The organism is Roseateles sp. (genome assembly GCF_039929605.1).
Classification (GTDB): Bacteria; Pseudomonadota; Gammaproteobacteria; order Burkholderiales; family Burkholderiaceae_C; genus Pelomonas.
Genome location: NZ_JBDSQX010000170.1, coordinates 1 through 17,427, shown reverse-complemented (window position 1 = coordinate 17,427; position 17,427 = coordinate 1). Strand labels below are relative to the sequence as shown.

Annotated in this window: 17 protein-coding genes; 6 read left to right on the top strand and 11 right to left on the bottom strand. The window is 69.5% G+C overall.

The genetic code is table 11. The features are described 5' to 3' along the window. On the top strand, window positions 1-685 hold a 685-nt coding region (ccsB, locus tag ABIS05_RS22965; protein WP_348011153.1), incomplete at its 5' end, for a c-type cytochrome biogenesis protein CcsB. A gap of 54 nt (window positions 686-739) precedes the next feature. Here ccsB and ABIS05_RS22960 read toward each other — a convergent pair. Genes ABIS05_RS22960 through ABIS05_RS22945 form a run of 4 tightly spaced genes read right to left on the bottom strand, consistent with a single transcriptional unit; the run spans window position 740 to window position 1,925 of the window. After that, window positions 740-883: a hypothetical protein gene (locus ABIS05_RS22960; protein WP_348011152.1), complete on the bottom strand. Its 144-nt coding sequence runs from the start codon at window positions 881-883 to the stop codon at window positions 740-742. Window positions 884-913: 30 nt separating this feature from the next. Further along, the gene (locus ABIS05_RS22955) at window positions 914-1,210 is read right to left on the bottom strand and encodes a DUF4865 family protein (protein ID WP_348011151.1); all 297 of its coding nucleotides are present in this window, start codon (window positions 1,208-1,210) and stop codon (window positions 914-916) included. A 4-nt stretch (window positions 1,211-1,214) separates the two neighbouring features. Beyond that, window positions 1,215-1,607, bottom strand: coding sequence for a tautomerase family protein (locus ABIS05_RS22950; protein ID WP_348011150.1), 393 nt, complete (start codon window positions 1,605-1,607; stop codon window positions 1,215-1,217). 9 nt (window positions 1,608-1,616) lie between these two features. Beyond that, window positions 1,617-1,925 (bottom strand): carboxymuconolactone decarboxylase family protein, encoded by a 309-nt coding sequence (locus ABIS05_RS22945; RefSeq protein ID WP_348011149.1) that lies wholly within the window; start codon window positions 1,923-1,925, stop codon window positions 1,617-1,619. 93 nt (window positions 1,926-2,018) lie between these two features. On the opposite strand from ABIS05_RS22945, the gene ABIS05_RS22940 reads away from it, so the two are divergent. Then, entirely contained in the window at window positions 2,019-2,897 is an 879-nt protein-coding gene (locus ABIS05_RS22940; RefSeq protein ID WP_348011148.1) for a LysR substrate-binding domain-containing protein, read from the top strand. 30 nt (window positions 2,898-2,927) lie between these two features. Here ABIS05_RS22940 and ABIS05_RS22935 read toward each other — a convergent pair whose 3' ends face one another. Beyond that, window positions 2,928-3,875, bottom strand: a complete 948-nt coding sequence (locus ABIS05_RS22935; RefSeq protein ID WP_348011147.1) for a sensor domain-containing diguanylate cyclase — start codon at window positions 3,873-3,875, stop codon at window positions 2,928-2,930. 82 nt (window positions 3,876-3,957) lie between these two features. Further along, entirely contained in the window at window positions 3,958-4,428 is a 471-nt protein-coding gene (locus ABIS05_RS22930) for an Lrp/AsnC family transcriptional regulator (RefSeq protein WP_348011146.1), read from the bottom strand. Between the two features lie 113 nt (window positions 4,429-4,541). Here ABIS05_RS22930 and ABIS05_RS22925 point away from each other — a divergent pair, with 113 nt between their 5' ends. Then, the gene (locus ABIS05_RS22925; protein ID WP_348011145.1) at window positions 4,542-8,072 is read left to right on the top strand and encodes an indolepyruvate ferredoxin oxidoreductase family protein; all 3,531 of its coding nucleotides are present in this window, start codon (window positions 4,542-4,544) and stop codon (window positions 8,070-8,072) included. A gap of 5 nt (window positions 8,073-8,077) precedes the next feature. On the opposite strand, the gene ABIS05_RS22920 is transcribed toward ABIS05_RS22925, so the two are convergent. Together ABIS05_RS22920 and ABIS05_RS22915 are read right to left on the bottom strand one after the other, a co-directional pair. Beyond that, entirely contained in the window at window positions 8,078-8,392 is a 315-nt protein-coding gene (locus tag ABIS05_RS22920) for a type II toxin-antitoxin system RelE/ParE family toxin (protein WP_348011144.1), read from the bottom strand. Further along, on the bottom strand, window positions 8,389-8,670 hold the full coding sequence (locus ABIS05_RS22915; RefSeq protein ID WP_348011143.1) for a YlcI/YnfO family protein: 282 nt from the start codon (window positions 8,668-8,670) through the stop codon (window positions 8,389-8,391). Before ABIS05_RS22915 ends, ABIS05_RS22920 begins: the two co-directional genes overlap by 4 nt. A 153-nt stretch (window positions 8,671-8,823) precedes the next feature. Between ABIS05_RS22915 and ABIS05_RS22910 the strand changes: the two genes are divergently transcribed. Continuing rightward, window positions 8,824-9,381, top strand: a complete 558-nt coding sequence (locus ABIS05_RS22910; protein WP_348011142.1) for a pyridoxamine 5'-phosphate oxidase family protein — start codon at window positions 8,824-8,826, stop codon at window positions 9,379-9,381. On the opposite strand, the gene ABIS05_RS22905 is transcribed toward ABIS05_RS22910, so the two are convergent. Continuing rightward, entirely contained in the window at window positions 9,382-9,927 is a 546-nt protein-coding gene (locus ABIS05_RS22905; RefSeq protein WP_348011141.1) for a DinB family protein, read from the bottom strand. It abuts the gene before it with no gap. A gap of 101 nt (window positions 9,928-10,028) precedes the next feature. On the opposite strand from ABIS05_RS22905, the gene ABIS05_RS22900 reads away from it, so the two are divergent. Continuing rightward, the gene (locus tag ABIS05_RS22900; RefSeq protein ID WP_348011140.1) at window positions 10,029-12,740 is read left to right on the top strand and encodes a CHASE domain-containing protein; all 2,712 of its coding nucleotides are present in this window, start codon (window positions 10,029-10,031) and stop codon (window positions 12,738-12,740) included. 132 nt (window positions 12,741-12,872) lie between these two features. Then, window positions 12,873-15,422, top strand: a complete 2,550-nt coding sequence (locus tag ABIS05_RS22895; protein WP_348011139.1) for a S8 family serine peptidase — start codon at window positions 12,873-12,875, stop codon at window positions 15,420-15,422. Here ABIS05_RS22895 and ABIS05_RS22890 read toward each other — a convergent pair. Together ABIS05_RS22890 and ABIS05_RS22885 are read right to left on the bottom strand one after the other, a co-directional pair. Beyond that, on the bottom strand, window positions 15,407-16,411 hold the full coding sequence (locus ABIS05_RS22890) for a transglutaminase family protein (RefSeq protein WP_348011138.1): 1,005 nt from the start codon (window positions 16,409-16,411) through the stop codon (window positions 15,407-15,409). The two genes, ABIS05_RS22895 and ABIS05_RS22890, sit on opposite strands and share 16 nt — an antisense overlap. Continuing rightward, window positions 16,408-17,427, bottom strand: a 1,020-nt coding sequence (locus tag ABIS05_RS22885; RefSeq protein WP_348011137.1) for an alpha-E domain-containing protein, incomplete at its 5' end; no start/stop codon positions are given. The genes ABIS05_RS22885 and ABIS05_RS22890, both read right to left, overlap by 4 nt.

The following is a 17,427-nucleotide window of genomic DNA, read 5'->3' as shown; positions in this document are numbered from 1 at the left end:
CGCGGTGAGCTTCCTGCTCTGGTACACAGTGGCACGCGAGGCGCAGGAGATCCAGCCACTGGTGCCGGCGCTGCAGAGCTGGTGGATGAAGATCCACGTGCCGGCCAATTTCGTCGGCTACGGCAGCTTCGCGCTGGCGGCCATGGTGGCGCTGGCCTACCTGCTCAAGACGGCGGCGACGCGCGCGCTGTGGATCGGCCTCGTCGCCATGCCGGTGGGCATCATCGTGATCGTCCTCGCCGTGCGCTACGGCGCCGACGTGAGCGCCGCCACCGCCACCGGCCTGGACGGCTGGGCGCGCAAGATCGCCGGCGTGGCCGCCTTCCTGGCGCTGGCCGTGGCGCTGCGCCCGCAGCTGACGGCCCGCCTGCCCGCCCTGCCCCAGCTCGACGACCTCATGTACAAGTCCATCGCGCTGGGCTTTGCCTTCTTCACCATCGCCACCATCCTGGGCGCCTTCTGGGCCGCCGAGGCCTGGGGCGGCTACTGGAGCTGGGACCCGAAGGAGACCTGGGCGCTGATCGTCTGGCTCAACTACGCGGCGTGGCTGCACATGCGGCTGATGAAGGGCCTGCGCGGCAACGTCTCGGCCTGGTGGGCGCTGGTGGGCCTGCTGGTGACGACCTTCGCCTTCCTCGGCGTCAACATGTTCCTGAGCGGCCTGCACAGCTACGGCGAACTCTGACCAAGCAGCGCTTGCCGAGCTGGCGCTGCGGCATCGGCGCAGCAGCCACGACGTCTAGGCCGTGGCGACGTAGCCGACCCTGAATCGCGGCGCGGGCGGTGCATCGCGCCACAACGTGAAGCGGCTGTGGGCCCATCGCGCCGCGTCGTAGATGGCGACGGACGCCACGGCGCCCGGCTCGACGGCATCGGTGCCCAACGTGGCCCAGCGCGCCTGCCGCAGGTCGCCCTAGCCGGCCAGCTCGGACACCGCCCACAGCGTCACTGCCGGCCGGCCAAAGTCCGCCGAGAGCGCTGCAAAGCCCGGGCCGCGCAGGAAGCGGTCCATCCCCGCCGTGTCACGCCAGACGTAGAAAGGCGCGTACAGGTTCAGCGGCCCGTCCGCGCCGCGGCAGGCGTACAGAAAGCTCTTGAACAGCAGGCCGCCGAAGCCGTCGAGCAAATGCCCCTTGTCGTGGATGCGCCCACGGATCGTGTCCATGTCGTAGTCGTCGGGCAGCGTGATGACGTATTGCATGGCGAGCATGGCGTCACACCTTCACGGCATCGACCAGCGCGACGCCGTTGGCGAAGGACCAGTCCTCGGCCTGCGTCGGCGTGATGACCACCATCACGTCTCGCGGCGCGATGCCGGGCGACTCGGCCAGGCACTCCGCGAGGCGCCGGTAGAAGCGCTGTTTGGTGTTCGTCGAGCGCGGCTTTCCGGCCGTGATGGCGATGAGCACGAAGTCCTCGCCACGCGGCCCGCCGAGGTAGTCACGGTCATAGACCAGCTCGCCGGGTGCGTGTTGATGGAAGACCTGGAAACGGTCGGCGGGCGGCACCTCGAAGCTGTCCACCATGGCCTGGTGCAGGCTGTCGGACAACGCACGCAGGTACTCGGTCGGCTTGCCGCCGTGCAGGGAAATGCGGGTGAAGGGCATGGCGTTCTCTCAAAGTGCGTCAAGCGCGGTGCAAGCCGAGGCCGCCGCGGGCCAGCCGGCGTAGAAGGCCAGGTGCGTGATCAGCTCGGCCAGCTCCTCGCGCGTCACGCCGTTGTCCAGCGCGCGCTGCAGGTGGAAGGGCAGTTGCTCGCTGCGCACGAGGGCCACCAGCGCCGCCACGGTGATGAGGCTGCGGTCACGCGGCGACAGCGGCTGGCGCTGCCAGATGTCGCCGAAGAGCACGGCCTCGCTCAGCGCGGCCAGCTTGGGCGCGACGCGGCTCATGGGGTGTTGGGCCAATGGAGAAGATGCGGTCATGAGGACTCCTTTCACCCGAAAGGTAGGCGCTCACCGTCGTCCTGATAATCAGAAAGTTCGGGACGTACCGTCCCGTGAAGCAGGACGATCATCATGCGACGCATCAGCTTTGATCTGGACGTGCTGCGCACCCTCGTCACCGGCATCGAGCTCGGCAGCTTCGCCAAGGCGGCGGACCGGCTGGGGCGCTCCACCTCCGCCGTCAGCGCCCAGCTCAAGAAGCTGGAGGAGCAGACCGGCGCGCCGGTGCTGCGCAAGGCCGGCCGGGGCATGGTTCTGACGCCCGCCGGCGAGGTGCTGCTGGGCTACGCGCGCCGGCTGCTGGCGCTCAACGACGAGGCCGCCAACGCGGTGCGCGGCGCGGAGCTGAGCGGCGAGGTGCGGCTGGGCCTGCAGGAGGACTTCGCCGAATCGCTGCTGCCGACGGTGCTGGGCGGCTTTGCGCGCGCCCACCCCAAGGTGCGCGTGCAGGCCCGGCTGGCACGCAACGCGGAGCTGATCGAGCAGATTGAACGCGGCAAGCTGGACCTGGCGCTGGCCTGGGACGGCGGCAAGGCCACGAGCCATTCGCGGCGCCTGGCCCGCCTGCCGATGCAGTGGATAGGCCGCGGCGACGGCCCTGCACTCGACGCCGACGAACCCGTCCCGCTGGCCGTGCTAGAGGCGCCCTGCCTGATGCGCAGCACCGCCATCGCCGCGCTGGACAAAGCGCGACGGCCCTGGCGCATCGCCTTCACCAGCCCCAGCCTGGCCGGCATCTGGGCGGCGGTCGATGCGGGGCTGGGCGTCACCGTGCGCACCTCAGCCGGCCTGCCCGAGCGCTTGGCCGTCCTGCCCGGCCTGCCCAAGCTACCGGTGATCGGGCTGGACCTGCACCGCCGCGACGCCGAGCCCGCCGGCTCCATTCAACGGCTGGAAAGCCTGTTGCAGGCTCACCTCAGGACGTCGCTCGGGGGGCGCCGAACCGCCTGACGTCGGCAATCGGCTGAGAAACACCGCCCGCTATTGCTGCGCCGCCCGGCGCCGTTCCAGCTTGACGCGGTACATCGCCGAGTCCGACTGGCGCAGCACGTCCTCGATGCTCGCCTGCTGCGGGTCCAGGCAGGCGACACCCACGCTGGCGCCGTCGTACTCGATGCTGGCCGGCCCGACCCCGTAGCGGCCGGCGGTGGCCTCGGTCAGGCGCTGGCACATCAGCTGGGCCGCCTTCCTGCCGTCCTCGGCGAGCTGGGGGCCCAGGCCGATGACGACGAACTCGTCGCCGCCCATGCGGGCTAGCACGTCGCCACCGCGCAACGCCGCGTGCAACCTGGCGGCCATGGCGCGCAGAAAGTCGTCGCCGGCATCGTGGCCGTGGCTGTCGTTGACCTGCTTGAAGTCGTCCAGGTCGATGGCCCCGGCCAGCAGCCAGCTGCCGGTGCGCTGGGCGAGCGACATCAGGCGCACCAGCTCCTGCATCAGCGCGCGGCGGTTCATGAGGCCGGTCAGCGGGTCGGTCATGGCCTGCTTCCTGAGCTCGCCATGGGTCTGTTGCAACTGCTCGGCAAGGCGCTCGCGCGCAACTTGCTGTTCGATGAGGCCGGCAAACAAGCGCAACACCTGCTCGGCCTCAGGCGCCGTCGGCCGGCGTTGCGAACTGGCCGCGCACAGCGTGCCGTAGAGGGCACCGTCGTCGGTGCGCACCGGCGTGCTGACATGGGTCTGGACGCCCAGGTCGGGCGCCGCGACGGGGTCGCCCCAGGGCAGGGTCAGGCCCTCGGGGATCTGCAGGTCCTGCGCGTTGCGCGCGTAGACGACCCGCTGCTGCCCTGCGGCGAGATCGACGGTCGTCAGGTAGGTCGACTCCAGGCCCGTGACGGCCGCCAGCATCTCAAGCAGGGGGCGGGTCAGACCCTCAAGGGAGCGGGCATCGGCGACCGATCTGGAGAGCTGGGCGATGAGGGAATCCATAGACGTGGCTGGTTGTGGCGCGGCCTACTTTAGGCATGCCGGCGCCGCATCGGCGCGATGTGCATCCTCTGGGTTGGGGGGGTCAGCCCACAGGCAACGCGGTTTCGTACTTGACTTCCCGCAGGACGACATTGCTGCGCACGCTGGCCACGCCGGGCAGCTTGAAGATGTGCTGCTGCAGGAACTGGTCGTAGGCCTTCATGTCGGCAGCCACAACCTTGATGACGTAGTCGGCCTCGCCGGTGATGGCGTGGCATTCGATGATCTCGCGCCGCGTGCCCACCAACCGCTCGAACTGCTCCACCGCGCCCTCGCTGTGCCGCACCAGGCTCACGTTGGCCAGCACGAGGATGGACAGGCCGAGCTTCTCGCGGTCCACCAGCACGACCTGGCCCCGGATGACGCCGCGCTCCTCCAGCTCCTTCACGCGCCGCCACACCGGCGTGGCCGACAGGCCGATCTTCTCGGCCAGCGCCTGCGTCGACAGCCGCGCGTCGGCCTGCAGCGCCTCCAGGATCAGCAGGCTGGCGCGGTCGAACTCGTTCGTTTCCATGATTCCCCTATTTGGAGAAGAATCATCTCATTGGACCCCCCATGAGCTGTCATTGAGGCAAGTTCTTCCGCCCGAGCGGAGAAAGAATTTCCCGCCCGATGAGGAGCCTTCCGATGACCGACACCCTGCGCGCCTACCAGCTCAGCGACAACCTCGCCGCCGACAGTGGCGCCGTCTTCCTGACCGGCACGCAGGCCCTCGTGAGGTTGCTGCTGGCGCAGAAGAAGCAGGACGAGCGCGCGGGGCTGAAGACGGCCGGCTTCGTCTCCGGCTACCGCGGCTCGCCGCTGGGCATGGTCGACCAGCAGCTGTGGAAGGCGAAGAAGTTCCTGGCCGCCGCCCACGTCGAGTTCCTGCCCGCCATCAACGAGGACCTGGCCGCCACCGCCTGCCTGGGCGTGCAGCGCGTGGCGCTGGACCCGCAGCGCACCGTCGACGGCGTGTTTGCGATGTGGTACGGCAAGGGGCCAGGTGTTGACCGCTCGGGCGATGCGCTGAAACACGGCAACGTCTACGGCACGTCGACCCAGGGCGGCGTGCTGGTCGTGTGCGGCGACGACCATGGCTGCGTCTCCAGCAGCACGCCGCACCAGAGCGACCAGGCGCTGCAGGCCTGGAGCATGCCGCTCGTGCACCCGGCCAACGTGGCGGAGTACCTGGAGTTCGGCCTCTACGGCTGGGCACTGAGCCGCTTCTCGGGCGCGTGGGTGGGCTTCAAGGCGATCTCGGAGGTCGTCGAGAGCGGCATGACGGTGGATCTGGACGCGGTGGCGCTGAACTTTGACAACCCGGTCGACTTCGTGGCGCCGACCGACCTGCATATCCGCGCTGTCGATCTGCCCTCGCTGGAGCTGGAGTCGCGCCTGGCGCACAAGCTGGACGCGGTGAAGGCCTTTGCCAAGGTCAACAGCATCGACAAGCACATCGTCACCAGCCCCGCCGCCGCTTTAGGCATCGTGACCGTGGGCAAGGCGCACTACGACTTCATGGAAGTGCTGCGCCGGCTGGACCTGGACCCCAACGCGCTGGCCGCCGCCGGCGTGCGGGTCTACAAGGTCGGTCTCGTCTTCCCGCTGGAGCCGACGCGCATCACCGAGTTCTGCAGCAACCTGACCGACGTGCTGGTCATCGAAGAGAAAGGCCCCGTCGTCGAGCGGCAGATCAAGGAGCTGCTCTACCACCTGCCCGACTTCCAGCGCCCGCGCGTCGTCGGCAAGACGGACGAGCATGGCGCGGCGGTACTGAGCGCCTTGGGCGAGCTTCGCCCCAGCCGCATCATGGGCACGGTGGCCGACTGGCTGGCGCGCCTGAACCCCGCGCTGGACCGCCGCCACCTCGTCGTCGATTTCCTGACGCCCTGCCTGCTGAGCAACGCCGCCGACGGCGTGCGCCGCCAGCCCTATTTCTGCTCGGGCTGCCCGCACAACATCAGCACCAAGCTGCCCGAGGGCTCGCGCGCGCTGGCCGGCATCGGCTGCCACTTCATGGCGAGCTGGATGGAGCGCGGCACGTCCGGCCTGATCCAGATGGGCGCCGAGGGCGTGGATTGGGCGGCGCACTCGCGCTTCACGACGGAGAAGCACGTCTTCCAGAACCTGGGCGACGGCACCTACTACCACTCGGGCTATCTCGCCGTCCGCCAGGCCATCGCGGCCAAGACCAACATCACCTACAAGATTCTCTATAACGACGCGGTTGCGATGACTGGCGGCCAGCCGGTCGACGGCCAGACCAGCGTGCCGCAGATCGCGCGCCAGGTCGAGGCCGAGGGTGTGAAGCGGCTGGTGGTGGTGTCCGACGAGATTGGCAAATACGACGGCCATTACGGGCTCTTCCCCACCGGCACGACCTTTCACGACCGCAGCGAGATGGACGCCGTGCAACGCGAGCTGCGCGAGATCGAAGGCGTGACGGTGCTGATCTACGACCAGACCTGCGCCGCCGAGAAGCGCCGCCGCCGCAAGAAGAAGGAATTTCCCGATCCCCCGAAGCGCATCTTCATCAACGAGGCCGTCTGCGAAGGCTGCGGCGACTGCGGTGTGGCGAGCAACTGCCTGAGCGTGGTGCCGGTGGAGACTGACTGGGGCCGCAAGCGCGCCATCGAGCAAAGCAGCTGCAACAAGGATTTCTCCTGCGTGAACGGCTTCTGCCCGAGCTTCGTGTCGGTGCATGAACCCGTGTTGAGGAAGAAGGCCGGTTCGAGCTACACCGCGCAGGACCTGGCGCGCGAGATGACCGCCATCGCGCCGCCCGCAGCGTGGCCATGGACGGGACCGTTCGACATGCTCGTCACCGGCGTCGGCGGCACCGGCGTCGTCACAGTCGGCGCGCTGGTCTCCATGGCCGCCCACCTCGAAGGCAAGCAGGCGTCTGTGCTGGACTTCATGGGGTTTGCGCAGAAGGGCGGCGCGGTGCTGAGCTTCGTGCGCGTGGCGCCGACGCTGGACCTGCTGAACCAGGTGCGCATCGACGCCAGCCAAGCCGACGTGCTGCTGGCCTGCGACATGGTCGTCGGCGCGTCGCCTGACGCACTCGGTACCGTGAAGGCCGGACGCACCGTCATCCTCGCCAACACGCACGAGTTGCCTACCGCCAGCTTCGTGCGCAACCCCGATGCGTCGCTGCAGGGCGACTCGCTGCTGGCCAAAATGAAGTTCGCCGTCGGCGAGCAGGGTGAGCTGGCGACCGTCGACGCGCAGGACATCTCTCAGCGCCTGATGGGCGACACGCTGCCCAGCAACATCATCATGCTGGGCGCCTGCTGGCAGCGCGGGCTCATCCCCGTCAGCGAAGCAGCGCTGATGCGCGCCATCGAGCTGAACGGCGTCGCGGTGGAGGGCAACAAGACCGCCTTCGCGCTAGGCCGCCTGGCCATCGCGGCGCCGGACGCCATTGCGCGGCTGGCGGGCGATGTCAACGTCGTCAAGCTCTTCAACTTCGACCAGCTCGACGGCCCTGACGGCTTGATCGAGCGGCGCGCAAAATTCCTGACCGACTACCAGAACGCGGCCTATTCGCAGCGCTACCGCAGCCTCGTCGACCGCGTGCGCGCCGCCGAGAGCGCACTCGGCAAGGGCCAACGCCTGACGCAAGCCGTGGCTCGCTATTACGCCAAGCTGCTGGCCATCAAGGACGAGTACGAGGTCGCCCGCCTCTACACCGACGGCCGTTTCGAGGCGGCGATGAAAGATCAGTTCGAGAACTGGGAATCCTTGAGCTTCCACCTCGCGCCGCCGCTGATCTCCAAGCCCGGCGCCGACGGCCGCGTGAAGAAGATCGAGCTGGGCAGCTGGACGTTCACGGCCTTCAAGTGGCTGGCCAAGTTGAAGGGCATGCGCGGCACGGCGCTGGACATCTTCGGCAAGACCGATGAGCGCCGCATGGAGCGCCAGCTGATTACCGACTACGAGGCATTGATGGAAGACATCCTCGCCTCACTGACGGCCGACAACCTCAACACCGCCGTCGACCTGGCCCGCCTGCCGGAGAAGATCCGCGGCTACGGGCATGTGAAGCGCGCCAACGTCGTCGCGGTGAAGCAGCAGTGGCGGGCGCTGCTGGACCGCTTCCATGGCCGTGCGGTGGCGGTGGTGGCTCAGCCGATGGCGATGCCGGTGCGGATCAAGGGCGTGGCGGAGCTGTAGTCGGCTCAGTGATAGTCGTCTTCTCGCTGGTGGCGCAGGGCCAGCACCCTGACGGTCTGCGCGTCTATCACCTCGAACAGCACCACGTAGCCGCGGGCGCCCAGCGGCACGATCAGTTCCCGCAGAAAGGGTGACCCGGCCGCCTTGCGGAAGATCATGGGATGCCGCGTCAGCAGGTCGCGCATGGATTCGCGCAGTTCCTGCATCGTCTGCGACGCTTTGATCAGGTCTTCAACGAACTCCGCGCGGTCGATCAGGTGGTCGAGCAAACGCTGGAGGTCGTCCTCGGCGCCGTCGGTCAGCTGGACCACAAAACTCATGCCTTTTTGCCCAGCAACTCCTGCCGCTTCGCCTCGATGCGGGCTTGGAGCCGGTCGAACACGGCGTCTAGCGAGTGGGTCACGCCTGTCCGCTTGGCCTCCTCGCTCGCCGCCAAGCCACGGGCGATGAACTCGGCCTGCACGCGGCGGCGCTCGGTGGTCTCGCGCACGGCGGTTTCGATGAAGCTGCTGAGGGTCTCGCCCTCTTTCAACACCGCCTCGGCGGCCTCCCGCACTTCGGGCCGCACGCGGGTGGCCGGCAGCGTGGCAATTTTCATGAGGCACTCCTGTATTGCAATTGCATCGCAAATTATGCAGCCAGCAACCGTGATGGCGTCGAACTGGGTCCTGCGCGCAAGCGGCATGCAGGCTGACACAGGCCGCGCGGCCCGGCGCCTATCTTGAGATTTCCCCCCCACCTGGAGCCCGCCATGACCAACCCCATCGTGAACTCACCCGCGCAGGATCTCACCCCTACCCATCCCAACGCCTACAACGCTGACACCCGCCACGATCTGGCCGGCGGTGAAGCGGCGAAGAAGATCCACGATGTGATCGACAAATCGAACACCTGCTTCCTCGTCACGCAAGGCGGCGTGCGGCCGATGGGCGTGCGCCAGTGCGACGAGGACGGCACGCTCTGGTTCCTCAGCGACAAGCACAGCCACAAAAACGCCCAGATCGAGGCCCACGGCGAGGTCGAGCTGTACTTCCAGGCCTCCGAGCACTCGGGCTTCCTGCATCTGAGCGGCCACGCCATCGTGCTGCACGACAAGGCCCTCATCGACAAGCTCTGGACGCCGCTGGCACGCGTGTGGTTCAACGAAGGCAAGGACGATCCGTGCATCAGCGTCATCCGCGTGCACCCCACGCAAGGCCAGTACTGGGACAACAAGCATGGCGACGCCGTGGCCAGCGTGAAGATGCTGATCGGCGCCGCGTTGGGCAAGCAGTTCGACGACGGCGAGGTTGGCAACCTCAAGCCTTGATCAAACCGGCTCGGTCCAGCCCAGGGCCGCCATGTCCTCAGTGCGATGCACGCCGTCTCCCAGCAGGATGAAGTCATCCAGTTGCGGCGGCTTCACTGCCGTGCCGGCCAGCATGGCGTGAGCTTGGCCGCGGTGGTGGGTCTGGTGCATGAAGAGGTGGGCCAAAACCCGCCCCAGCGGCTCGCGCGGGCCGGCCTCGATGCCGGCGCCGCGGTCGAAGGCGACGATGCGTTCGTCGTCGCCAGGCTGCAGCGCGGCGCAGAAGGCGACCAGCCGCTCGTCGCTCTCGTCCTGCCGCGCCGCCAGCTCCAGCGCGGTCGTAGCCGGCACATAGCTCGCCCAGATGCTGCGCATCGTCACGTCGCCATGCAAGGCGGCGATGTAGTAGTGGTCGACGTTGAGCACATGGTTCAACGTCCGGGCCAGGCTCGGGAAGAAGCTCGTGCGCGGCGCGTGGAACTCGGCGTCCGGCAGCGTTGCCACGGCACCCAGCAGACGGCGGTTGGCGAGGCGGTTGGCACGGGCCTGGGTCAGATGGAGCGTCATGGCCGGCGATTGTGCGCGGCCGGGCCAGCGGTGGGGCTGACGCCGGTGCCCGACCATGTTTCAATCATCGAGCACTTTCTACCAACGAGAAGAGACACCGCTTGCGCATCGGAGACGCCTACACCGGGCCCGAGATGGCCAGCCCCGCCGCCTGGATCGCGGCGGCGGTGGTGCTGTCCATCGGCCTGGCGCTGACCGCCGGCGGCGTCCTATGGCAACAGCGCTTGGCCAGCGCCGACGCGCACGGCCAGCAGGAGCGCCAGGTGGAGCGCCTGCAGGCGGATCTTGTCAAGCGGCTGACCATGCCGGTCTACGGCCTCAAAGGCGCGCGCGGTGCGCTGGCGTCACTGCAGGGCAAGTTCAGCCGCGAGGCGTTTGACGCCTATGTCGAGTCGCGCGACCTGTCGAAGGAGTTCCCCGGCGTGCGGGGCCTGGGCTTCATCGAGCGCGTGGCGCGCAGCGACTTGAACCGCTTCGTTGCCGCCCGCCAGCGCGAGGGCACCACGGAATTCCGGGTTCATCACACGGGGCAGGACCCGACGCTCTACGTCGTCACGCAGGTCTCGCCGTTCTCGCGCAATTTCGCCGCCTGGGGCCTGGATTCGGGTGCCGACTTGGTGCAACGCCTGGCCATCGAGCAGGCGGTCGAGACCGGCGAGCCGACACTCTCCAGCACCGTGCGCCTGGTGCAGGACCCGCTGAAAGGCCCCGGCTTCGTGCTGCTGCTGCCGGTCTACCGGCAAGGGCACGACCCCGGCACGCCGACGGCGCGCCGTGCGTCCCTGCAAGGCCTGTTGTTTGCCTCGCTGGTGGCCAACGACCTGCTGCGCGGTGTGGCCGAGCCGGCGGCGTCGCTGCTGGACCTGAGGCTCTCCGTGCGCACGCCGGAAGGTGAGTTCTCGCCGCTGCTGGCCACACGCAACGGCCAGACGTTGACGCCCGCCGAGGCGGCGGAAGATGGGCTGTTCGAGGCGCCGTCGGTCGAATCCACCCACTTCACCATTGCCGGCCGGGAGTTCCGCCTCGACTCGGCGCTGACGCAGGACGCGGTCGTGCGGCTGCTGGGCCTGTCCGGCATCGGCCTGGAGCTGGGCGGCGCGCTGCTGAGCGTGCTGCTGGCCGTGACGGTCTATCTGCTGGCCGCCGGCCGGGCGCGCGCCGAGCAGATGGCCCGCGACATGACGGCCGACCTGGCCCGGCTGGCTGCGGTCGCCAGCCACACCACCAACGCAGTCATGATCACCGACCCCGAACGCCGCATCACCTGGGTGAACGAGGGCTTCACGCGCGCCAGCGGCTACACGCCGGCCGACGCCATGGGCCGGCGGCCCCGCGAACTGCTGCACTCCGAGCTGACCGACGAGGGCACCGTGCAAGGCATGAGCGAGGCGATGAACGTCGGCCTGGGCTGCCAGGTGGAACTGGTGCAGCGCGCCAAGGATGGCCGCGACTACTGGGTCGACATCGAGGCCCAGCCCCTGCACGGCGACAGCGGCGAGCTGAGCGGCTTCCTCTTCATCGCCTCCGACATCACTGCACGCAAGACCCTGCAGGCCCAGGCCGACGAGGCGCGGCAAAGCCTGCTGGACCTATACGACAACGCCCCCTGCGCCTACTACGCGCTGGATACCCAGGGCCGCTTCCTGCAGATCAACGCGCTGGGCCTGAAGTGGCTGGGCTGCAGCGCCGAGGAGCTCATCGGCCGCGCCGGCCCGGCCGACTTCTTCGACGCCGAGGGCCGAGCCCTCTTCAGCAAAACCTTCCCGCGCTTCAAGCGCGAGGGCCGGATCTCGGAGCTGGAGTTCAACATCAAGGGCCGCCACGGCGAGGTGCGCCGCGTCAGCCTGTCGGCCACAGCGATCTACGACGACAAGGGCCTGTACCTGCGCAGCCGCTCGGTGATGTTCGACATCAGCGAGACCCACCGCATCCGCCAGCAGCTGCACCAGTTGACGCTGGACCAGGAGGCCATGCTGGAGAGCGACCTCGTCGGCATCGCCAAGCTGAAGGATCGCAAGATCACCTGGCGCAACCGCGCGCTGGAGCGCATGTTCGGCCACGCCGAGGGTGAACTGCTGGGCGTGCACGTGCGCCAGCTTCACCTGGACGCCGCCGCCTACGAGACCACGGGCGCCGTGGCCTACCCGCAGATCCGCGCCGGCGGGCGCTTCCGCACGCAGCTGCAGATGCGCCGCAAGGACGGCTCGGTCATCTGGGTGGACCTAGCCGGCGTCGAGTTACCGGGCAGCGGCGGCGAGACGCTGTGGATGATGGTGGACATCACGCAGAGCAAGGCCCACGAGGCGCGCATGGAGCATGCCGCGCTGCACGACGCGTTGACCGGCCTGCCCAACCGCCTGCTGCTTGCCGACCGCCTCAAACAGGCCATTCACGGCGCCGAGCGCAGCGGCCATGCCTTTGCGCTCGCCTACCTGGACCTGAACGGCTTCAAGCAAGTCAACGACCACCACGGCCACGACGCCGGAGACGAGGTGCTCAAGGCCGTGGCCTTCCGCCTGCACGCCGGCCTGCGCGCCAGCGACACCGTGGCGCGGCTGGGCGGTGACGAGTTCGTCGTGCTGCTGTCGCCGGCCCACGCGCCGGACGAGGCCGAGCCGGTGCTGAACCGGCTGCTGGACGCCCTCACCCAGCCCATCACGCTGAGCGGTGGCGCCCAGGTGAGCGTGGGCAGCAGCTTGGGCCTGGCCCACTTCCCCGGCGACGGCCGCACGCCCGACGCGCTGATGCGCCACGCCGACGAGGCCATGTTCACGAACAAGCGCGCCGGTCGCTCGCGGGCGCTGACGCGCTAAACCCGCGGCCATGTGTCGGCCTCGACACAAAACAGCGGCAGGGCAGATACGGGTTTGCAGGAACATCAAGGTCGTCTGCCTATGGAGTCTCGCGTGCGCCGCTTCTTTCCTCGCTTCTCCCCTCGCTCCTGCTTGCCCATCCTGCTCGCGCTGATCGCCGCGATCGGCTTGCTCGCGTTGGTGTTGGCCGCCCTGCCCGCGCAGGCCGCGCCAGCCGCCACAAGCGACGCCGACGATGCTCGCGTCATCGTCAAGTTCAAGGCGCTGGGGCCGCTGATGCGCGCGGCCCGCCAGCGCGGCGACCGCGGCCCGCAGCAGGCCGCCACGCTCGCCGGCCGTCACGGCCTTGGCTTGCGCAACGGCCGCATGATCGACGCGCGCAGCCAGGTGGTGTGGGGCGACAAAACGCTCACCTCCGCCGCGCTGGCCGCCCGGCTCGCCCAGGACGCCGACATCGAATACGCCGTGCCCGACGAGCGCCGCCATGCGCTGGCTTTGCCGAATGACCCCCTGCTGCCCGCCGCGTCCGGCGCCGCGTTGGCCGCCGGTCAGTGGTATCTGCAGCCGGCCGATGCGACGCTGGTGTCCGCCATCAACGCGGTGGGCGCCTGGGCGATCACGACGGGCTCCGGCAGCGTCGTCGTTGCCGATGTCGATACCGGCGTGCTGCTGACCCACCCCGACCTCTCGGCCAAGCTGCTGCCCGGCTACGACTTTGTCAGCTCGACCACGACGTCGGGCGACGGCGGCGGCCGCGATGCCGACGCGACCGATCCCGGCGACTGGACCACGACCGGCCAGTGCAGCTCGGGCGAGTCGGCCACCAACAGCAGCTGGCATGGCACCGAGACGTCCAGCATCATCGGCGCGCAGACCAACAACAGCGTCGGCATGGCCTCGGTGGGCTATGACGTGAAGCTGCTGCCCGTGCGCGTGCTGGGCAAGTGCGGCGGGACGGACTCGGACATCATTGCCGGCATGCTCTGGGCCGCCGGCCTGACGAGCGTGCCGACGAGCAACGCGAATCCCGCCAAGGTCATCAACCTGTCGCTCGGCGGCAGCGGCAACTGCAGCGCGGCCTACCAGGATGCGATCACCCAGCTCGTCGCGGCCGGCGTCACCGTCGTCGTGGCGGCCGGCAACGAGGAAGGCCTGGCGGTCGGCGTGCCGGCCAACTGCAACGGCGTCATCACCGTGGCCGGCGTGCGCCATGCGGGCACCAAGGTCGGCTTCTCCAGCGTCGGCCCGCAGGTCGCCATCGCCGCGCCCGGCGGCAACTGCGTGAACCTGACCGGCGTCTGCCTCTACCCCATCCTGACGGCCACCAACGCCGGTACGACGACGGCCGGCAGCCACAGCTACAGCAGCAGCGCCAACTACTCGGTCGGCACCAGCTTCGCCGCACCGATGGTGGCCGGCGCTGCGGCGCTGATGCTGTCGGCCAACCCGGCGCTGAAGCCCGCGCAGATCAAGTCGCTGCTGCAGTCGACGGCGCGCAGCTTTCCGGCGCAGCCCGGTTCAGGTACAGGCAGCAGCGTGCCCGTCTGCCACGCGCCCACGGCCACGGTGCAGGACGAGTGCTACTGCACCACCTCCACCTGCGGCGCCGGCCTGCTGGACGTGGGCGCCGCCGTGGCCGCTGCGGCCAACGCCGCCGCGCCGACCGCCAGCATCACGGCCAGCGCGACGACGGTCACTGCGGGCACGACGGTCAGCCTGGACAGCAGCGCCTCCACCGCGCCGGGCACGCGCAGCATCACCGGCTGGCAGTGGGCCATCACCGGCGGAGCGAGCTTCGCCAGCTTCAGCGGCGCCACAAACGCGGCCACCGCCAGCCTGAAGACAACCGGCATCGGCGCCGTGACCGTACAGCTCACTGTGACCGACAGCGCCGGTCAGCAGGCCACCAGCACGCAGGCCATCAACGTCACCTCGCCGGCCGCGCCCACGGTCGGCATCGTCGCTTCGGCCAGCGCCGTGGCGGCCGGCACGCCGGTCAGCTTCGACGGCAGCAGCGCCAAGGCGGCCACCGGCTTCACGATCACGGCCTACCAATGGACGGTCAGCGCCAACCCGTCCAACCTCGCCAGCTTCACCAGCGCTACCAACGCCGCCACGGCCTCGGTGTCCACGCTGGGCAGCAGCGCCGGCAGCTTCGTCGTCACGTTGACGGTGACCGACTCGCTCGGCCAGACCGGCAGCGCCAGCAACACGGTCACGGTGACGGCGCTCGGCCCAACGGCGAGCATCAGCCCGTCGGCGACGACGGTGACGGCGGGCAACAACGTCACGCTGGACAGTACCGGCTCCAGCGCCCCGGCGGGCCGCACGCTGACAACCTATCAATGGGCCATCACCAGCGGCAGCACCCTCGCCACGTTCAGCGGCAGCACGACGGGTTCGACCGCGACCGTGACGACCAGCGCGGCCGGCTCGTTCACCGTGCAGCTGACGCTGACCGACAGCGCTGGCGCGCAGGCGATCAAGACGCAGACGATCACCGTGAACGCGGCGGCCACGACGACCGCGTCGACCGGCAGCTCCAGCGGCGGGGGCGGGGGCGGCGGGATGTCGGCGTTGTGGCTGCTGGCACTGTTGCTGTCGGCGGGTCTCGTGCGGCCCGCTGCGCCGCGCCCATCGCCACGCATCGCCGACCCGTCATCGGCTCACAGCGCCGCCTGAGACTGCGACTGCGACTGCGATTGCGATTGCGATTGCGATTGCGATTGCGATTGAACCGGCGGCGGAACCTCAACAGGCTCCACGCTGACGCGCACGCTCAGCGTCGCCACGCCGCCGCCGCGCAGCACACCGCTCAGCGGCGCCACGTCGGCGTAGTCGCGCCCCCAGGCGAGCGTGACGTGATCCAGGCCCGCGGGCACGTCGTTGGTCGGGTCCAGCGCCAGCCAGCCCTGCTCGGGGCACCACAGCTCGGCCCAGGCGTGCGAGGCATCGGCGCCGACGAGCTTGGTCTGCCCAGGCGCAGGCCGCGTCAGCAGATAGCCCGACACGTAACGCGCCGCCAGGCCGAGCGAGCGGCAAGCCGCGATGAAGACGTGGGCGAAATCCTGGCAGACGCCGCTGCGCTGCGCGAGCGCGTCGGCGGCGCGCGTGGCCACCGTGGTGCTGTGCGGCCGGTAGCGCAGGTCGGTGTGGATCTGGTGCATCAGCGCCAGCCCGCCAGCAGCCAGCGTGCGGCCGGTGGAGAAGGCGCGGCGGCCATAGGCGGCCAGCGTCTCGTCGGGTGCGGCGTAGGTGGAGGCGAGCGCGAACTCGTCGGCCTCCTGCAGCGCGCGGCCGGCGCGGTAGCGCAGGCTGCGGGCCACGGCCTCCCACGCCGGGCCGCGCACGGGGTCGGGCGCGGCGCGCTCCTGCAACTCGGCGATGAAGCGGCTGTCCACCACGAGTTTCTCGTGCACGCGCGCATGGCCAAAGCTCAGGTGGCGGTTGCCCCATGGGTCGCGGCGCAGGTGGCGGGCCAGCTCGGCTTGGTCCAGCTCCAGGCCGTCCACACCCCAGCCATCGGGCAGCGGGTCGATGTTGAGACGCCAGTCATGGATGGCCTGCCAGGCCGTGGCCTGCGGCGCCAGGCAGGCGGCGTGGTGAGCCCATTCCACCGAATCGTCGTAGGTGTACTCGGTGACATGGTGGACCGCCAGACAAACCGTCACTGCCACACCCTCTGCTCGTCACCGATGACGTGGGCAAAGTAGCGCTGGCTAATCAGGCTGGACAGCTCGCCAGCCTGCAGCGCCGCGCGCTTGAGGTGCTCGACCAGCGCCGGCCCCGGCGCGGCCAGCTCGGCCAGCGGCCAGGCTTCGGGCACGGGCAGCTCGGCGGCGACGTCGGCGGCCCAGCCGGGGTCGTGGCGGGCCAGCTTGGCAAAGCGGTCACGCAAGGTGCGTGCGACCCAGGCGAGCGAGCGCGGGTTGTCGGTGTTGTGCACGAGCAGGTGCAGCAGTGGCGGCGCCTCGCGGCGCGCCTGGAACTGCGCGCGGTAGGTGATGGTGGAGTCGAACACGCCGAGCAGCAGCGCGAAGCCGTCCTCGGTCAGGGCCAGAGATTGTGTGTGCCCCCAGGTCCGGTCTTCGCCCAGCCCGCCCCCCGAGGGGGTCAAGGAAACTTGGGACGGCCCGGCGTTTCCTTGCGTGAAGACTTCGGCCAGCACCTCGGCGTGGAAGGACAGGCGCTCCAGCTGGCGGCCGATGGACAGCAGCCGCCAGCCGTCGTCGCGCGTCATGCGGTCGGTCTGGGCGCCGGTGATGGCGGCGAGGTGGGTGTCGGCGCGGGCCAGCACGTTGAGCACGTCCGTCACCGGCGTGGCGGTGCCGGGGCGGTCGAGCACGGCGCGCAGATGCTGCTCGAACTGGGCGGCCGTCTCGTGGATGAGGCGCCAGGCCTCGGGCGACAGGCGCTCGCGCAGCGACTGGGCGCTGCCCTGCAGGGCGCGCAGGGTCCAGCCGACGCTGTGCTCACCGGACGCTGGCAGCAGCGCCGCCAGCAGCGCGCGCTCGAAGCCGCGTGGGTCGTCGTCGGCCTGCGGTGCCTCGGCGCCGACCAGGCCGTGGCGGCGCGCGAGCGCATCCAGCAGCGGCAGCATCGGCGGCGGCATCGCGCCGCGCTGAACCATGACGCTGGCCTCGATGACGTGGCGGGCCAGGCGGGCACTGTTCTCGGCGCGCTCGGT

Bases quoted from the DNA above. Each gene is read 5' to 3' on its own strand.
- ABIS05_RS22955 (WP_348011151.1), bottom strand. From the start codon at position 1,210: ATGCTCGCCATGCAATACGTCATCACGCTGCCCGACGACTACGACATG.
- ABIS05_RS22950 (WP_348011150.1), bottom strand. From the start codon at position 1,607: ATGCCCTTCACCCGCATTTCCCTGCACGGCGGCAAGCCGACCGAGTAC.
- ABIS05_RS22945 (WP_348011149.1), bottom strand. From the start codon at position 1,925: ATGACCGCATCTTCTCCATTGGCCCAACACCCCATGAGCCGCGTCGCG.
- ABIS05_RS22940 (WP_348011148.1), top strand. From the start codon at position 2,019: ATGCGACGCATCAGCTTTGATCTGGACGTGCTGCGCACCCTCGTCACC.
- ABIS05_RS22935 (WP_348011147.1), bottom strand. From the start codon at position 3,875: ATGGATTCCCTCATCGCCCAGCTCTCCAGATCGGTCGCCGATGCCCGC.
- ABIS05_RS22930 (WP_348011146.1), bottom strand. From the start codon at position 4,428: ATGGAAACGAACGAGTTCGACCGCGCCAGCCTGCTGATCCTGGAGGCG.
- ABIS05_RS22925 (WP_348011145.1), top strand. From the start codon at position 4,542: ATGACCGACACCCTGCGCGCCTACCAGCTCAGCGACAACCTCGCCGCC.
- ABIS05_RS22920 (WP_348011144.1), bottom strand. From the start codon at position 8,392: ATGAGTTTTGTGGTCCAGCTGACCGACGGCGCCGAGGACGACCTCCAG.
- ABIS05_RS22915 (WP_348011143.1), bottom strand. From the start codon at position 8,670: ATGAAAATTGCCACGCTGCCGGCCACCCGCGTGCGGCCCGAAGTGCGG.
- ABIS05_RS22910 (WP_348011142.1), top strand. From the start codon at position 8,824: ATGACCAACCCCATCGTGAACTCACCCGCGCAGGATCTCACCCCTACC.
- ABIS05_RS22905 (WP_348011141.1), bottom strand. From the start codon at position 9,927: ATGACGCTCCATCTGACCCAGGCCCGTGCCAACCGCCTCGCCAACCGC.